General features: G+C 68.4%; 16 protein-coding genes. 10 read left to right on the top strand and 6 right to left on the bottom strand.

Annotated features, from left to right (window positions below; translation table 11 throughout):
• The first annotated feature begins 50 nt into the window (after nucleotides 1-50).
• Genes E0H45_RS10905 through E0H45_RS42830 form a run of 6 tightly spaced genes read left to right on the top strand, consistent with a single transcriptional unit; the run spans nucleotide 51 to nucleotide 5,494 of the window.
• Nucleotides 51-1,292 (top strand): acyl-CoA dehydrogenase family protein, encoded by a 1,242-nt coding sequence (locus E0H45_RS10905; protein ID WP_131336656.1) that lies wholly within the window; start codon nucleotides 51-53, stop codon nucleotides 1,290-1,292.
• Nucleotides 1,289-2,074: an SDR family NAD(P)-dependent oxidoreductase gene (locus tag E0H45_RS10900; RefSeq protein WP_131336654.1), complete on the top strand. Its 786-nt coding sequence runs from the start codon at nucleotides 1,289-1,291 to the stop codon at nucleotides 2,072-2,074. The genes E0H45_RS10905 and E0H45_RS10900 overlap by 4 nt, the downstream gene beginning before the upstream one ends.
• Entirely contained in the window at nucleotides 2,067-3,116 is a 1,050-nt protein-coding gene (locus tag E0H45_RS10895) for a phosphotransferase family protein (protein WP_131336652.1), read from the top strand. Before E0H45_RS10900 ends, E0H45_RS10895 begins: the two co-directional genes overlap by 8 nt.
• Nucleotides 3,117-3,797: a histidine phosphatase family protein gene (locus tag E0H45_RS10890; protein WP_131336650.1), complete on the top strand. Its 681-nt coding sequence runs from the start codon at nucleotides 3,117-3,119 to the stop codon at nucleotides 3,795-3,797.
• 8 nt (nucleotides 3,798-3,805) lie between these two features.
• Complete coding sequence (locus tag E0H45_RS42835) at nucleotides 3,806-4,549, top strand: SDR family oxidoreductase (protein ID WP_202872248.1); 744 nt, start codon at nucleotides 3,806-3,808, stop codon at nucleotides 4,547-4,549.
• Nucleotides 4,550-5,494, top strand: a complete 945-nt coding sequence (locus E0H45_RS42830) for an LLM class F420-dependent oxidoreductase (protein WP_131336646.1) — start codon at nucleotides 4,550-4,552, stop codon at nucleotides 5,492-5,494. It abuts the gene before it with no gap.
• Here E0H45_RS42830 and E0H45_RS10875 read toward each other — a convergent pair.
• The 4 genes from E0H45_RS10875 to E0H45_RS10860 all read right to left on the bottom strand — a co-directional run bounded on the left by E0H45_RS10875 (nucleotide 5,491) and on the right by E0H45_RS10860 (nucleotide 9,762).
• Entirely contained in the window at nucleotides 5,491-6,138 is a 648-nt protein-coding gene (locus tag E0H45_RS10875; RefSeq protein WP_131336644.1) for a hypothetical protein, read from the bottom strand. The two genes, E0H45_RS42830 and E0H45_RS10875, sit on opposite strands and share 4 nt — an antisense overlap.
• A 21-nt stretch (nucleotides 6,139-6,159) precedes the next feature.
• A complete protein-coding gene (locus tag E0H45_RS10870; RefSeq protein WP_131336642.1) occupies nucleotides 6,160-6,582 on the bottom strand; it encodes an MmcQ/YjbR family DNA-binding protein in 423 nt (140 codons plus the stop codon).
• A gap of 602 nt (nucleotides 6,583-7,184) precedes the next feature.
• Entirely contained in the window at nucleotides 7,185-9,074 is a 1,890-nt protein-coding gene (locus tag E0H45_RS10865; protein WP_131336640.1) for a sensor histidine kinase, read from the bottom strand.
• Nucleotides 9,064-9,762, bottom strand: coding sequence for a response regulator transcription factor (locus E0H45_RS10860; protein ID WP_131336638.1), 699 nt, complete (start codon nucleotides 9,760-9,762; stop codon nucleotides 9,064-9,066). The genes E0H45_RS10865 and E0H45_RS10860 overlap by 11 nt, the downstream gene beginning before the upstream one ends.
• A gap of 113 nt (nucleotides 9,763-9,875) precedes the next feature.
• On the opposite strand from E0H45_RS10860, the gene E0H45_RS10855 reads away from it, so the two are divergent.
• Genes E0H45_RS10855 through E0H45_RS10840 form a run of 4 tightly spaced genes read left to right on the top strand, consistent with a single transcriptional unit; the run spans nucleotide 9,876 to nucleotide 14,183 of the window.
• Nucleotides 9,876-10,928, top strand: a complete 1,053-nt coding sequence (locus E0H45_RS10855) for a hypothetical protein (protein ID WP_131336636.1) — start codon at nucleotides 9,876-9,878, stop codon at nucleotides 10,926-10,928.
• Nucleotides 10,925-12,235 carry a peptidoglycan-binding protein gene (locus E0H45_RS10850; protein WP_131336634.1) on the top strand — a complete coding sequence of 437 codons (1,311 nt, stop codon included), beginning with the start codon at nucleotides 10,925-10,927 and terminating at the stop codon, nucleotides 12,233-12,235. Before E0H45_RS10855 ends, E0H45_RS10850 begins: the two co-directional genes overlap by 4 nt.
• Nucleotides 12,232-12,921, top strand: a complete 690-nt coding sequence (locus E0H45_RS10845) for an ABC transporter ATP-binding protein (protein WP_131336632.1) — start codon at nucleotides 12,232-12,234, stop codon at nucleotides 12,919-12,921. The genes E0H45_RS10850 and E0H45_RS10845 overlap by 4 nt, the downstream gene beginning before the upstream one ends.
• Nucleotides 12,915-14,183 (top strand): ABC transporter permease, encoded by a 1,269-nt coding sequence (locus E0H45_RS10840; RefSeq protein WP_131336630.1) that lies wholly within the window; start codon nucleotides 12,915-12,917, stop codon nucleotides 14,181-14,183. The genes E0H45_RS10845 and E0H45_RS10840 overlap by 7 nt, the downstream gene beginning before the upstream one ends.
• Here E0H45_RS10840 and E0H45_RS10835 read toward each other — a convergent pair.
• Nucleotides 14,085-15,413: an MFS transporter gene (locus E0H45_RS10835; RefSeq protein ID WP_238154989.1), complete on the bottom strand. Its 1,329-nt coding sequence runs from the start codon at nucleotides 15,411-15,413 to the stop codon at nucleotides 14,085-14,087. The genes E0H45_RS10840 and E0H45_RS10835 overlap by 99 nt on opposite strands.
• Nucleotides 15,414-15,547: 134 nt before the next feature.
• Nucleotides 15,548-16,027, bottom strand: a complete 480-nt coding sequence (locus E0H45_RS10830; RefSeq protein WP_131336625.1) for a DUF4188 domain-containing protein — start codon at nucleotides 16,025-16,027, stop codon at nucleotides 15,548-15,550.
• Nucleotides 16,028-16,209 lie beyond the last annotated feature (182 nt).

Here is a 16,209-nt window from a genome sequence, read left to right as displayed (position 1 = left end):
AGCATTGCTTAGGGGCTGAGCTACGGTCAAGGCGAGAGGGAGGAGTCTTGATGGGGTTCGAACCTTCGGCCCGGGCTCAGGATCTTATCGCGCGCGTGGAGACCTTCCTGCGCACCGAGATCGAGCCGGTCGAGGCAGAACTGCACACCGCGATCCGCACCGCCGGTGACCCGTGGCAGCCGCAACCGATGATCAAGGACCTGCAGGCGAAAGCCCGTGACGCAGGCCTGTGGAATCTGTTCCTCCCGCCCGCGGAACCAGGGAACGAGCAGTACGGCGAGGGCCTCAGCAACCTCGACTACGCCCCGATCGCCGAGCTGACCGGCCGGTCGTTCATCGCGCCGTACATCTTCAACTGCAACGCGCCGGACACCGGGAACATGGAGGTCCTGCTCCGGTACGGCAACGACGACCAGAAGAAGCGCTGGCTCGAACCGCTGCTGGACGGCACGATCCGCTCCGCGTTCTGCATGACCGAGCCGGACGTCGCGTCCTCCGACGCCACCAACATGCAGGCAACTGCCGTCCTCGACGGCGACGAGGTCGTGATCAACGGCCGCAAATGGTGGAGCACGGGCGTCGGCCACCCCGACTGCCGGCTGCTGATCTTCATGGGCCTGACCGATCCCGACGCCCACCGGTACGCGCGCCACACGATGGTCCTCGTCCCGCGCGACACCCCGGGCGTGAAGGTCGAGCGCCTGCTCCCCGCGATGAGCAGGTACGACGAACCGCACGGCCACGGCGAAGTGTCGTTCACCGAGGTCCGCGTGCCGGCCGCGAACATCCTGGTCGGACCGGGCAAGGCGTTCGAGATCGCCCAGGGCCGCCTTGGACCCGGGCGCGTGCACCACTGCATGCGGCTGATCGGTCTGGCCGAGAAAGCACTCGAGCTCGCTCTGCAGCGCGGCACCAGCCGGACCGCGTTCGGGAAGCCGCTCGTCAACCTCGGCGGCAACCGCGAGCGGATCGCGGACGCGCGGATCGCGATCAACCAGGCACGGCTGCTCGTCCTGCAGACGGCGTACCTCCTGGACACGCAGGGGCTCGTGGGCGCGTTGAGCGAGGTCAGTCAGATCAAGGTCGCCGTACCGCGGATGGCGCAGGACGTCATCGACATGGCGATCCAGTTGCACGGCGGCGGTGGGTTGTCCGACGACTTCCCGCTCGCGGCCGCGTGGACGAGCGCCCGCGCGTTGCGACTGGCCGACGGGCCCGACGAGGTGCATCGTGGGGTGATCGCGAGGATCGAGCTCGCGTCGTACCTCTCGGCAGTTCAGGAGGCCAAGTGAGTCGGGTCCTCGTCACCGGCGCGGCCAGCGGGCTCGGTGCCGCGCTGGTCGCGCGGTTCGTTGCTGAAGGCCACCAGGTGCTCAGCACGGACCTGGCCGAGGACAGTCCCGACGGCGGTACGACGTACCTGAAGCTCGACGTCCGCAGCCCGGACGACTGGGACGCCGCGGTCGCGTGGTGCGAGCAGAACTGGGGTGGCCTGGACATCCTGGTGAACAACGCCGGCATCGCGACGGGCGGGCGGATCGACGTCGAGACGCTCGACGAATGGGACCGGGTCGTCGACATCAACCTGATGGGCGTGGTCCGCGGCTGCCGCGCGTTCGTGCCGCTCTTCAAACAGCAGCGCTCTGGTCAGATCGTCAACACCGCGTCCGCCGCCGGTCTCGTGCACCCGCCGATGATGAGCTCGTACAACACGGTGAAGGCCGGTGTCGTCGCGCTCTCCGAGACGCTGTCACACGAGCTCCATCCGTACGGCGTGAGCGTGTCGGTGGCCTGCCCGTCGTTCTTCCGGACCAATCTCGCGGACTCGATCCGCGGTGCGGACAGTGCGATGGGCGCGACCGCGCGACAGCTGATCGAGAAGTCACCGCGGACCGCCGACGACATCGCGGCCGCGGTACTCGACGGAATCAAGAAGAAACGGTTCCTGATCATCCCCGACCGCCCGGCCGCGCTGGCGTGGCGCACCAAGCGTTTCGCCCGGCCTCTGTACGACCGGCAGATGCGCAAGATCGCGGCGCGGGCACGGCAGCGGGCCGAGGGCAAGGATGGGTGATGGCGCGCGGGCGGTCCGCGAGGAGGACGCGTTCGACGTCCCGGCGGTCGACACCTGGCTGCGCGCGCAGACCGCGTTGCCGGACGGACTTCCCGAGGTCAAACAGTTCTCCGGCGGGGCGTCGAACCTGACGTACTTGTTGAGGTATCCCGGCCATGACCTGATCCTGCGTCGCCCACCGGCGGGGACGAAGGCGAAGAGCGCGCACGACATGGGCCGCGAGTACCGCATCCAGGCCGGCCTCAAGCCCGTGTTCCGGTACGTCCCGGAGATGGTTGCCCACTGCAAGGACGAAACGATTGTCGGCTCCGAGTTCTACGTGATGGAGCGGGTGGTCGGGACGATCCCCGGGCATCACGCGTTGGGTGTCGACCTCACTCCGGTGCAGACCCGGCAGTTGGGTTTCACGTTGATCGACACGCTCGCCGAGCTGCACGCCGTCGACACCGAGGCGGCCGGGCTGTCCGATCTCGGCCGGGGCGCGGGGTACGTCGAACGCCAGGTCACGGGCTGGTCCGGGCGGTATCGCAAGGCGAAGACGTGGAACGTGCCGAGCTACGAGCGTGTGATGGCGTGGCTCGCCGCTCATCAGCCGGCCGATGTGCGGACCTGCGTTATCCACAACGACTTCCGGCTCGACAACGTCGTCCTGGCCCCGGACGATCCGCTGCGTGTGGTCGGCGTACTCGACTGGGAGCTGGCAACGCTAGGCGATCCGTTGATGGATCTCGGGAGTGCGCTCGCGTACTGGGTGCAGGCCGACGACGACTGGGCGTTCCGCCGGTTCCGGCTGCAGCCGTCCGATGCGCCCGGCATGCTCACGCGGGACGAGATCGTGGAGTACTACGTGAAGCGGTCCGGCCTCGAGGCGGAGAACTGGGCGTTCTACGAGGTGTTCGGGCTGTTCCGGCTGGCGGTGATCGCGCAGCAGATCTACTACCGCTACCACCACAAGCAGACCCGCAACCCGCGGTTCAAGAACTTCTGGCTGCCGGTGAATCTCCTCGAGCGGCGCTGCCGCAAGATCATGCGGCAGGCGTGAGTGGCTGTCATCTATCTGATTCGGCACGCGCAGGCATCGTTCGGTGCGCGCGACTACGACAAGCTGTCGGACTTCGGTGAGCGACAAGCGGTGGTGCTCGGTCAGGCGCTGGCCGCGCGGGGCGTCCGGCCCGACCTGGTGGTGACGGGTTCGATGTCGCGGCACCTGCGGACGGCGCAGCTCGCGCTCGAGGCGGCCGGACTGTCGGATCGGGCCGAGGTGGACACGGGCTTCGACGAGTTCGACCACGAGCAGGTGATCCTCGCGCACAAACCGGCGTACCGGCGGCGCACTGTCATGCTGGCCGACCTCGCGCGGACGGGGAATCCGCAGCGCGCGTTCCAGGAGATGTTCAGTGCCGCGACGGAACGCTGGGTGCGCGAAGAGGACGGCTACACGGAGAGCTTCCAGGCGTTCGCGGACCGCGTCGAGGCCGCCATACGCCGGACCGCGGGGAGCCTCGGGAAGGGTGGAACGGCCGTGGTGTTCACGTCCGGCGGGCCGATCACGTCCGTGGTGAGCCGGCTGCTGACCGGCGGCGACGGACTGTGGCTCACACTCAATCCGTTGACGATCAACACTGCGATCACCAAGGTGCTGTCCGGGGCGCGCGGGCTGACCGTGGTGAGCCACAACGAGCACGGGCATCTCGACGGCACCGAGATGCTCACCTACAGATAGGGATGCCGATGCGACGGAACATCCTGATCACCGGCGCCAGTTCCGGCCTCGGTGCCGAGATGGCCCGGCAGTTCGCGGCGAAGGGCCACAACCTGGCGCTGACCGCGCGCCGGACCGAGCGGCTGGACGCGCTCAAAGCCGAACTGACCGAGCGTTGTCCACAGGCCACGATCGTTGTCCACAGCCTGGATGTGACCGATCACGACCAGGTGTTCAAGGTGTTCCGGGAGGTCGACGCCGAACTGCCGCTGGACCGGATCGTTGTGAACGCTGGTCTCGGCAAGGGCGCGCCGCTCGGCACCGGCCGGTTCGACGCCAACCGCGACACCGCGCTGACCAACTTCGTCGGCGCGCTCGCCCAGGCCGAGGCGGCGATGGAGTTGTTCCGGGCGCGGAACGCCGGCCACCTGGTGCTGATCGCGTCGATCTCCGCGCTGCGCGGGTTCCCGAAGACGGTCACGACGTACGCCGCGACGAAGGCCGGGCTCGCCTCGCTCGGCGAAGGGTTGCGGCTGGAGCTGTTGGGCAAGCCGATCAAGGTCAGCACGATCTATCCCGGGTACATCCGGTCCGAGATGAACGAGCGGGTCGCACACGCGCCGTTCATCGTCGACACCGAGCCGGGGGTGCGCGCGATGGTCGCCGCGATCGAGGCGGAGAAGGCGAAGGCGTACGTTCCGGCGCGGCCGTGGTGGCCGCTCGCCCAGGTGATGCGGTTCGCGCCGCTCCCGTTGCTGAAGAGGATGATCTGAATGCGCTGGGGTCTGACCGTGCCGCTGACCGGCGTACCGTTGCGTGATCACCGCGCGCTGATCTCGGAGCTGTACGAGTTGGGATACACGGATCTGTGGTCGGCGGAGGTGGCCGGCGCGGATGCGTTCACGCCGCTGGTGCTCGCGTCCGAGTGGGACCAGCGGCTGCGGCTCGGGACGGCCGTCGTACCGGTGCACACCCGTGGGCCGGCGGCGTTGGCGATGAGCGCCGCGGCGTTGGCGGATCTCGCGCCGGGGCGGTTCGTGCTCGGGATCGGGGCGTCGTCGGAGACGATCGTGACCGGGTGGAACGGGATCGCGTACGACCCGCCGCTGGCGCGGACCCGCGACGTACTGCGGTTCCTGCGGCAGGCGTTCGCGGGGGAGAAGGTCGACGGGGAGTTCGACAGCTTCACGATCCGGCGGTTCCGGCTGGAGAAGGCGCCCGACGTACCGCCCGCGATCATGCTCGCCGCGCTGCGTCCGCAGATGCTGCGACTGGCCGCGCGCGAGGCCGACGGCGCGATCACGAACTGGTTGTCCGCGGACGACGTACGCCGGGTCCGCGAGGAACTCGGTCCGGACAAGGAACTCGCCGCCCGCCTCTTCGTCTGCGTCACCGAGGACGCCGAGATGGCCCGCAACATCGGCCGCTTCCTGATCGCGACGTACCTGACCGTGCCCGGGTACGCCGCCTTCCACGACTGGCTCGGCCGCGCCGAAGTGATGAAACCGATGCGCGACGCCTGGGCCGCCGGCGACCGGAACGCCGCCATGGCCGCCATCCCCGAAGACCTCATCGACGCCCTGATCGTCCACGGCACCCCCGCCGAATGCCGGGCCCACATCAACCGCTACGTGGAGAACGGCCTCGACACCCCCATCATCGCCACCCTCCCCACCGGCTCCGACCTACTCGAAACAGCCCGCTCCCTGGGCGGTTAGTGGGTGGTGGTGATTTGGAAGGCGCGGACGCACATGGGCGCCGGATCGAGCTTGCTGATGATCAGGACTCCCGTGACGGCTGCGCCCTTGGAGGTGCCGGACAGGGGGATCACGAACGTCGGTGCCTGACTGACCGGAGTGCCGGTGGTGAGCTTGGTTGGTGGGCCGACCAGGGTGCGCATCAGCAACGGGATCAGTTGTTCTGAGCCCTCGCAAGCGAAGGCGGCTGCGCCCTTGGAGTTGTTGGCGTTGAGTTGGGTGACGAAACGGCGCGCGAGATCGCTCGCACCCACTGGGCCCGTTGCACTCGGCCGCGCGGTGGTCGGGCGCACAGCAGTTGGGCGTGCGGTGGTTGGGTGCGCGGCGGTTGGTCGGGTGGTTGTGGTGGGCATCGGGTTGCCGGCGGCGGAGCGCGGTGCGGGGGCGGCGCTGCCGGGCTCGGGGTCGCTGGTGCGGTGGTCGATCACCAGGCGGTAGGCGAGTACGCCGACCGCGCCGAGGGCAACCAATACGAGGGCGGCGATCAGCACGATGATCAGCCCGGCGCGGTTCTTCCGCGGCGGCTGCCCGTACGTCGGCGCCGACTTGTAGTCGCCCGGTTGCGGCTGCCAGCTGTAGTTCGGGCCGGGGGGCGGTGAGCTCACACGCTCAGTGTGGCAGCGCGATCAGCTCAACCGGTGCTCTCGCAGCCACATCGTTGCGCGCCTGTTGGAGGCTCGGGAGAGCCAAGCGTCCTGGATGATCTCGGTCAGCTCCTGCTTGGTGAGTTCACCCAGCTGACTGGCCCGGACGAGGACCGATGGGTGGCCGTCGAAGTGCGGGGTGGAGAAGAACGGGTTCGAGTCGTCCGACAGCAGCGCGAGCTTCTCGTTCTCGGACTCGACCCAGATCATGATCACGTCGTCGTACTTGTCCCCGCTGACCGGATCCACCGCGTCGGGTCGCGGCGTACGGAAGAACACGAAGGACTTCCCACCCACCTGATACACAGGCCGATCCGTCCCGTCGTCCCGCTCCCACTTGGTGACGTGCGGCATGCCCGAGGCAACCTCATGCACGTCCCCCACCCGAGCCTTCCGCGCCGCCATGCCCCCGAGTCTAGGTTTGTCGGCTCTGGTGGCGTCGTACCCCAACCGGGGGCGCTGCACAGGAAATGGCGGCTCTCCGGTCCGATGTGTGGGTGTTGGTGGCGGCACCCGGGGACTTGAGACAGGCCGTGGAGTGCTGGAACCCGACATTCCCTGTCTCCGCCCACCAGCCCCTATCTCCAGTCCCCACCGCATGCACCCCACGCACCCCACCACCGCCGCATGCACCGCACGCGGCGTGCATTCGCGCGGGCCGTCCCACCGGCCGGCCCCGACTGAGCACGACGAGAGCTTCCGCACAGGAGGGGATATCCGACGGCGTTGTGCCTTCTCCGTTGGTATGCGAGGGGAGAACCCACAACACCAGGGGATATCCGGCTCTCTGCCGGATGTGTGGGTTGGTGGCGGCACGGCTGCTCGCGGCGGTGTGATGTGCAAGCTGGACAGGTAGTGCACCGGTGAGACGCTGTACGCACGGACACGTTCACGCTCAGGTGCACTACCCGTCCACCCGACACATCCTGTCGAGCTGCAGATCACACATCGGTCGCAAGAGCCGAAATGGCCTGTGCACTGCCCGCGCTCAGGGTGCAATGCCGCTCTTAGCCGGAGGTTGCGGGGAGCCAGATGGTGAAGGTGGAGCCGGTGCCGGGGTTGCTGGTGACGGTGATGTGGCCTTGGTGGGCTTCGGTGAGGTGTTTGGTGATGGCCAGGCCTAGGCCGCTGCCGCCGGTGGTGCGGGTGCGGGAGACGTCGGCGCGGTAGAAGCGGTCGAACAGGTGCGGGAGGTGTTCCGGCGCGATGCCGGCGCCGTTGTCGGTGACCGTCAGGTTGTAACCCGCCCTGCCACCAGACTCCACAGGCCGTACGCCGACCACGACGTGCCCGCCCGTCGGCGTGTAGCGGATCGCGTTCGACACCAGGTTTCCGAGGGCCTGCCGGATCCGGGAGCCGTCGACGACCGCGGGCGAAGAGCCGGCGAGCGCGGCGGTGAGGGTGACCCCAGCGGTGTCGGCGGCGGGCCGGTGCGCAGAGACGACCTGCTGGACCAACTCGGAGAGGTCGCGCTCGGCCGGGTGCAGGCGGAGCATGCCGGCGTCGGCGAGGGCGAGGTCCTGGAGGTCGGCGACCAAGTGCTCCAGCAGCCCGGTCTCCTCGAGCAGTGAGGTGACGAGCGACTGATCGAGCGGTACGACGCCGTCCTCGGACGCGACCAGGTATCCCTTGATGTTCGCCAACGGTGTCCGCAACTCGTGCGCGACATCGCTGACCATCGCCTTGCGCTGGAAGTCGTGCCGCTGGATCGATTCGGCCATGTCGTTGAACGCATGCCCGAGCCGCGCCACCTCGTCCTTCCCGCTCACCGGCACGCGCGCCGCGTGGTCCCCGTTGCGCATCCGCTGCGTCGCACCCGTCAACGCCACGATCGGTCGCACCAGACGACGTCCGGCGAAGAACATCACCAGCGCCGCGATCAGCAGCACACCGAGCGCGGTCGCCGCCGTCCGCAGCAGTCCTTCACCGGAGAAGACGTTGAACGTGCTCTTCGCCCCGAGGTACAGCTTCGCGGGCGGAGCGACGTACGGCGTCAACGCCTGGACGCGGGCCTGGGTGGTGCAGTCGACGAACTTGTCCGTGAAATCGCCCTTGGCCTTGGGCTCGATCGACTTCAGTCCCTCGAAGTCGTTGACCTGGTAGTCGATGCTCGCGGCATCGAGGCAGGCGACCGCGCGCCGGACCTCGTCGTCGTTGACGATCTTGGCCTTGGCGCTCGGAGCGTACAGTCCGGGTGAGTAACAGGTGTCGTCCTTGGCAGCGGCTCCGGGCTTCTCCATCACGCGCGCGCCGGCGAGCGACTGCGACGACTCGATCATCACCTGCGGGACCGCCCCGCCGGTCTGCGCGATGCTCGCGGGCCTGCCCTTCGCGGTGTAGCAGTCGGCTACCTGCTGGGCGAGCTTTGCCTGGTTCCGCTGCTCCTCCTCGGTCAACCCCCAGTCGGGGGCTCCCACGAACGGCGGGATCGCGTTCGCGGTCGCCACGAACCCGCCTGCCGCGCCGGCCGCCACGGTCTTGCGGGCGGTGTACACATTCATCACGCTCGAGACCCCGGCCAACTTCGCACCACCGGAGTTCCGGACATCGATGGTTGCCGCCGGCACCGATGGCAGTTCCGGCGCGGCGCCGAGCATCCGGGCCGAGTCCGCGATCACCGAGCCGTCGTCGGCGGTGACCGCGACCCGGCGGCCGAGTTTGTCGGCCAACTCGTGCACAAGCTTGTCCACACCCGACCAGGTCGGATGATCCGCGGCGTACTTCGACAGCTGGCTGTAGATCTCGCCGTCGACCTGCAGTTGCCCCGTGTTCGCGTCGATCTCGCCCTGCAGCTTCTCCGTCGTGCTGTAGGTCGCGATCACCGCGGTGGCGATCACGGCTCCGAGCGCGACCGCGAGCGACAGCCCGAGGAACCGGACCAGCACGCTACGACGCATGGCTCACCGCCTTGTCCGCGAGTTTGTACCCCACGCCGTACACGGTCTTCAGGTACGCCGGTGCGCCCGAGGACGGCTCGATCTTCTTCCGCAGATTCATCACGTGGACGTCGACGGTCCGGTCGAACACGTAGTGGTCGAAGCCGAACGCGTGCTCGAGCAACTGCTGCCGTGAGAACGCCCGCCCCGGCGACGCCGCCAGACAGGCGAGGATCTTGAACTCGGCCGGTGTCAGCTCGATCAGCTCCCCGGTCAGCCGGACCTCGTGCCGGCTCGGGTCGATCTCGAGATCGCCGACGCGGTACACCTCGCCCTCGGCGCGGCTGCGGGTCCGACGCAGTACCGACCGGACCCGCGCGACCAGTTCGCGCGGGTTGTACGGCTTGGTCAGGTAGTCGTCCGCGCCCAGGTCGAGCCCGAGCAGCAGATCGTCCTCGGTCGAGCGGGCGGTGAGCATGATGATGGGGATGTCGCCGTCTGCGCGCAGCACCCGGCAGACGTCGAGACCGTCGACCTTCGGCATCATCACGTCGAGCACCAGCAGGTCCGGGCTGCGCCGGCGGGCCTCGTCGATCGCTTCCCGGCCGTCGTGCACGACGACAGTCAGGTGCCCTTCCCGTTCGAGGTACCGCCGGATCAGCTCCGCCTGCTTGAGGTCGTCTTCGGCGACCAAGATCCGGGCTGGCATAGCTCTCAATGTCCCCGAAGTTGATGAGAATCCGATGAAGATCGACTGAGAGCATCGGGTGCAAACGGGACCTTCACAGGTTCTTCACGGCCGCGGCGGCACGCTCCACTGCCATGAAGACCTCACGAACAGCGCTCACGGTGATGGCGGTCCTGGCGCTGGCTGCCTGCGGGAACGACAAGGCGCCGGTCGCGTCCGATCAGCAGAGCGACAAGAGTCCGCTCGCGGAGTACATGGGCGACGGCTTCGTCAGTTCGTCCGGCGGCGGGTTCAAGATGGCGGTCCGGGCCGGGGGCGCTCAGCAACCGACCGAGGAGGATCTGGCCAAGCAGCGCAAGGTCGAGGACGCCACCGTCACCTGCATGAAGGCGGCCGGTTTCGAGTACGTCGCCGTACCGCCGGAGCAGAACGCGAAGAGCAAGTTCAGCGAGGCGTTCAACCTGCCGCCGGACAAGTTCGCCGAGCAGTACGGGTACGGCATCAGCACGATCGACTGGTCCAAGGCCGGAAACGACGACTCGAACCCGAACACCAAGATCCGCAGCGCGCTGTCGGCGGCCGCGCAGAAGGCGTACGACAAAGCGCTGAACGGACCGAACGCGAACGGCAACGGCGCGGTCGTGATCGAGGGCGGCAAGGACGGCCCGAGTTCGAGCGGTCAGCAGGACCTGGGCTGTCGCGGCAAGGCGATCAAGCAGGTTTACGGCGACGGCGCGGACCGGAACATCGACTTCAAGAAGTTCGACAGCCTGTTCAAGGACATCCAGGCGTTGCAGAAGCGGATCGACACCGACCAGCGCGTGGTGGACGCCACCAGCGCCTGGTCCGACTGCATGGCCGACGCCGGGCACTCCGGTTTCAAGAAGGTCGACGACCCGCGTGAGCAGATCCAGCAGAAGCTCGACACGCTGACCGGGAACAAGCCGCCGACGAAGGGCGGTCCGTCCAAGACGATCACTGGCCCGCCGTCGTTCGACAAGGTCGACTCGGCGAAGCTGTCCGAGCTGCGCAAGTCCGAGATCGCCCTCGCGGTGGCGGATCAGAAGTGCAAGGCCAGTGGGTACGACGACGCGTACAAGAAGGTGCAGTACGCGGCCGAGAAGGAGTTCGTCGACCAGCACAAGTCCGAGCTCGAGGCGTACCGCGACGAGACGGCGAACCGGTGACCGCTTCGCCCAAGTCCCGCCGCCGGGTGCTGGTCGGGGTGTCCGCGGTCGCCACCGTCTCGCTAGGAGTCGGTGTCGCCGCGGGCAGCCGGATCAGCTCGCCGGAGGACGCTGCCGCGAAGACCGCGGCACCGAAGGCGTCCCAGATCACCGTGCCGGTGGCGAAGAAGGCGCTGTCCAGCAAGGTGGTCGGCCGGGGCGACGCGTCGTTCGACGGCGCGGTGAACATCCGGGTCGAGACCAGCGGGCTGACCACACCGCCGATCGTCACCGGGAAGGTGCCGGCGGTCGGGTCGACGATCACCGAGGGCAAGGCGCTGCTCGAGATCACCGGGCGGCCGGTGATCGGACTGGCCGGCGTACTGCCGATGTATCGGACGCTCTCGCCAGGGTCCAAGGGACCGGACGTGCTGCAGCTGGAGCAGACACTCGACCGGCTCGGGTACGACCCGGGGACGGTCGACGACGAGTACACGCTCGACACGTCGGCCGCGGTGGAGGAGCTGTACGAGAACGCCGGGTACGAAGCTCCCGCGCCGGACGAGAAGGTCACGCAGGCCGTCGACCAGTCGAAGAAGCAGGTCGACGCGGCGAAGAAGCAACTCCGCCAGGCCCAGTCGCAGCTCAAGGCGGCCAAGACCGCGAAGGCTGCTGCCGGCGGCAAGGGAGACACGTCGGTGCAGCAAGGTGCTGTGGACGACGCGGAGGAGAACCTCGCGGACGCTCAGGAAGCTCAGAACGAGGCCGAGTTCAAGGCCGGTACGCCGCTGCCGGTGTCCGAAGTGGTCTACGTGAAGACGCTGCCGCGCCGTGTCGACGACGTGAAGGTCGAGCGCGGCGGGACGGTGAACGGCGTGGTGATGTCGGCCAGCGGTGCGTCGCTGGTCGTCACGGTCAAGGTCGACGCGGAGACCGCGCAGCGGCTGAAGGCAGGCATGGCGGCGACCCTCGATCTCGGTGACAGTGTGTCCGTCGCCGGGAAGGTCCGCCGGGTCACGAAGAACGGGAACCAGTACGACGTGGTGGTCGCGCCGAACGCGTTGACCGCGAGCCAGCTGGCGCTGCTGCGGGACGCGAACGTTCGGGTGACGATCCCGATCAAGAGCACCAGCGGCAAGGTGCTCGCCGTACCGGTGGCTGCTCTGTCGTCCGGATCCGACGGTGCGTCGCGGGTCGAGGTACTGCGGAACGGCAAGGTGGAGCTCATCCCGGTTACGGTCGGGCTGACCGCGGACGGGTTCGCGCAGGTCACCCCGAAGGGCGACGCGAAGTTGTCCGAGGCCGACCAGGTGGTGGTCGGACGATGAGCACCGCGGTCGCGTTGCCGGCGCCGGTCGTCGAGATGATCGGCGTACGGCGGTTCTTTCCGGGGCCGCCCGAAGTACAGGCGATCAACGGGGTCGATCTGACCATCGGGCAGGGGGAGTACCTGTCGATCGTCGGGCCGTCCGGGTCCGGGAAGTCGACGCTGCTGCATCTGCTCGGGTTGTTGGACAACCCAACGGGTGGGGTCTACCGGCTCGACGGCGTGGACACGATGAGCCTGCGCGAGCGCCGGCGCGCCGTACTGCGGGGGGAGCGGATCGGGTTCGTGTTCCAGTCGTTCCATCTGCTCGACCATCGCACCGTGCTGGAGAACGTGGCGCTCTCGATGGTGTACGTCGGAGTGCCGCGACGGCAACGGATGGCGCGGGCGCGGGTCGCGCTGGACCGGGTCGGGCTGTCGCACCGGATGGAGTTCGCGCCGACCACGCTCTCCGGCGGTGAACGGCAGCGGGTCGCGATCGCGCGGGCGCTCGTCGCGGAGCCCAGTCTGCTGCTCGCGGACGAACCGACCGGAAACCTGGACACGGCGAACGCGGAGGCGATCCTGCAGGTGTTCGACGAACTGCATTCCGAGGGCATGACGCTGGCTGTCATCACCCACGACGACAACGTCAGCCGCCGGGCGCAACGCCAGGTCCGCATCGTCGACGGAACCCTCAAGTGGTAACCCAAGCAGGCCCCCCGGATCCCGCCGGCGGGCCGTCCACCTCCCGGCGACGCCGGCTCAGGTCACGCCCCGCCGTACGAGACCTGCTCGACGAGGCGCTGGCCGGCGTCGCCGCCCGTCCGACTCGACTGATCCTCACCACGCTCGGCACCGTGCTCGGCGTCGCGGCGCTGGTGGGAACGGTCGGGCTCGGGCAGACGGCGGCCGGGCAGATCACGCAGCGATTCGACCTGGCCGCAGCCACCCGGGTGGTGGTGCAGCCGGATGACAAAGGTGGGCAGGAAGGGGAGGCGGCGACGCAGCTGCCGTGGGACGCGCCGGACCGGATCAAGCGCCTGAACGGCGTGGAAGCGGTCGGGACCGTCAGCAGCCTGGAGATCGGTGACGACCTGGTCGAGAACGTGACCGGCCTGGACGGCGGTGCGGGCAAGGCCCTCCAGGTGATGGCCGGGTCCTCCGGTCTCTGGGACGCCGTACGCGCGGTGCTCAAGACCGGCCGGTTCTTTGACGACGGTCACGACCAGCGCGCCGACAAGGTGGTTGTCCTGGGCAAACATGCGGCGGAGCGGCTCGGTATCAACCGGGTCGACGCGCAGCCGGCCGTGTTCATCGGCGACGAGCCGTACACGGTGATCGGGATCCTCGACTCGGTCACCGGCCGCGCCGACCTGAACGACGCGGTGATCATGCCGAACGGTACGGCGAAGCAGGCCTACAACCTCGAGTCCCCGGACGCGGTCGAGATCCGTACGGCGGTCGGCGCCGCGCAACTGATCGCGGAGCAGGCCCCGATCGCGATCGAGCCGAACAACCCGAGCACGTTGACCGTGGACGCTCCACCGAAGCAGGGCGCCGTACGGAAGGGTGTGGAGTCCGACCTGAACGCGTTGTTCCTGCTGCTCGGCGCGGTCGCGTTGCTCGTCGGCGGTCTCGGTATCGCGAACGTCACGCTGCTGTCCGTCCTGGAACGCATCTCGGAGATCGGTCTGCGCAGAGCACTCGGCGCGGCCCGAAGACACATCGCGGTTCAGTTCCTGGTGGAGAGCGTGATCGTCGGCTTCCTCGGCGGCCTGCTCGGTACGGCGGTCGGCGTCATCCTGACCGTCGGCGTGTCCTGGGTCCGCGACTGGACGCCGATCCTGGACAACCGGCTGGCGTTCGGTTCACCCCTGCTGGGTGCGTTCATCGGTCTGGTCGCCGGCACCTATCCCGCCTGGAAGGCCTCCGCCATCCAGCCGATCACCGCCTTGCGAGGCACGTGAGTAGACCACGGCGGTGATCGCGAAGCCGACCACGATCAGCGCGAGCACCGCGTAGGACTTCCCGCTGTCGGGCAGGATCGCCGCGCCGAGTGCGGCCGCGGAGACCTGCCCGACGTTGAAGATCATGTCGTACAGCGAGAACACCCGACCGCGGTACACGTCGTCGACACCGGTCTGCACGAGGGTGTCGACGCTGATCTTGATGCCCTGCGCGCAGAACCCGATCAGGAACCCGCCGACCACCATCGCGGGCTGGGTGTAGAGCCCGATCGGTACGGCGCTCACCACCGCCGCGGCCGCGAACAGCAGCGTGATCCACTGCCGCAGCGCCATCACCCGAGTGCCCCACGGCGTGACCAGCGCGGCGACGAACAGGCCGACGCCGACCGCGCCGGTCGCGATCGCGAGTCCGCCGAACGCCTGATCCAGCTCGCCGGGCCCGTAGAAGTAGTTGCGGTACAGCAGGATCATCGCGACCGTCAGCAGCCCGAAGAAGAACCGCAGCGATCCGATCGCGGCGAGACCGAGCGCGGCCTGCCGGCGCTCGCGGAGATGCCTGCCTCCGTCGACGAGACCGGTTGCGATCGTGCGGAGTGCCTCGGCGATGCCGGGCTCGTCGCCGTTCAGGTCCGGGCCGAGCTGGTCGCGCCGCAGCCGGAGAGCGAGGAGGGCGGCGGCTGTGTAGATGACAACGGTCAGCCCGAGGACGACCAGGTCGGAGTCGACGAGCAGCTTCACTCCGGCGCCGATCCCGCCGCCGATCAGGAAGAGCGCCGTACCACTCGTTGGCGTGACCGCGTTGGCCATCACCAGTTCGCCGCGCTCGACCACGTGCGGGAGGCCGGCGGAGAGGCCGGAGAGCAGGAAGCGGTTGACGCCGAGGGTGAGCAGTACCGCGAGGTAGAACAGTGCGCCCGCGTTGCCGGCCGCGACGATCGCGCCGACGCCGATGACGAGCGCGGCCCGGGTCAGGTTCGCGGCGAACAGGATCTGGCGGCGCGACCAGCGGTCCAGCAGTACGCCGGTGAACGGTCCGAGGATCGAATACGGCAGCAGCGACACCGCGAACAGGCCCGCGATCGCCGCAGCGTCCGGCGCCCGTTCCGGCGAGAACAGCACGTACGACGCGAGGGCGACCTGGAAGACCCCGTCCCCGCACTGCGACGTCAGCCGAACCGCAAACAACCGCCGGAAATCACGTCGCCGCAACAACGTCCGCAAATCCCGCATGAACCGCACGCCTGCACTGTATAGCCGCAGACCCGGACGGCCAGGCCATCACAATCGTCGCCGGAGCCGCCTGCCCCCGCCTGCCCCCGCCTGCACCGTCGCGATCCGGGCAATTGTGATGGCCTGGCGGACGCCTAGTCCGTTTGGTGCAGGCGCTCGGCTGCGGTGTCACCTCGTTTGCCGACCGGTTCGACGCCGGTGATCTTGCCGAGGCCGAGGAGAGGCATGTTGCCGTAGATGGTCTCGGTGTTGCCGGCCGGTACGACGTACGTCTCGTGCCAGATGCCGACCGCGCCGCTCTTGAACGAGTTGCGGAAGTACTCGACCCAGGCAGGCCGGTGCGTCCGGCCGGTGTCGTTCGCGAACGCCTGGAGCTTCTCCACCGACTCCCAGTACTGGATCAGGGTGATCCCACGCCAGGTCGGCAGCGTCCGGAACCCGAGCAGCCCGCTCTCCTTGTCCTTCATCAGTTCCCGCAGCATCGGCCCCATCGCCCGCACCACCGGCAGCCACTCCCGCACCCTGACCAGCGAGTTGACCCGCATCCCGATCAGGAACACGACCACGTCCCCGTCGTACACCGCCGTCTGCCGCCCCTGAACCACGTCGCCCATGTCGTCCCCTCACGTTTTCGGGTAGTCCACCACGACCCGACGGAGGGCGGGAATTCAATCCTGTGTAAAGGCCGTTGGCGGACGCGCTGGAGCTGATGGCAAGGGCGTCCAAGAGCGATAGTGTCGTTATGCCGGTGTCACGGTCCGTTGTGCACCGGTTACGATGGCTACTCAGTTCTGGG

This window comes from Kribbella soli (assembly GCF_004331345.1).
Lineage (GTDB): Bacteria > Actinomycetota > Actinomycetes > Propionibacteriales > Kribbellaceae > Kribbella > Kribbella soli.
The sequence above is the reverse complement of the archived record's forward strand: the minus strand, read 5'-3'. Positions and strand labels throughout refer to the sequence as shown.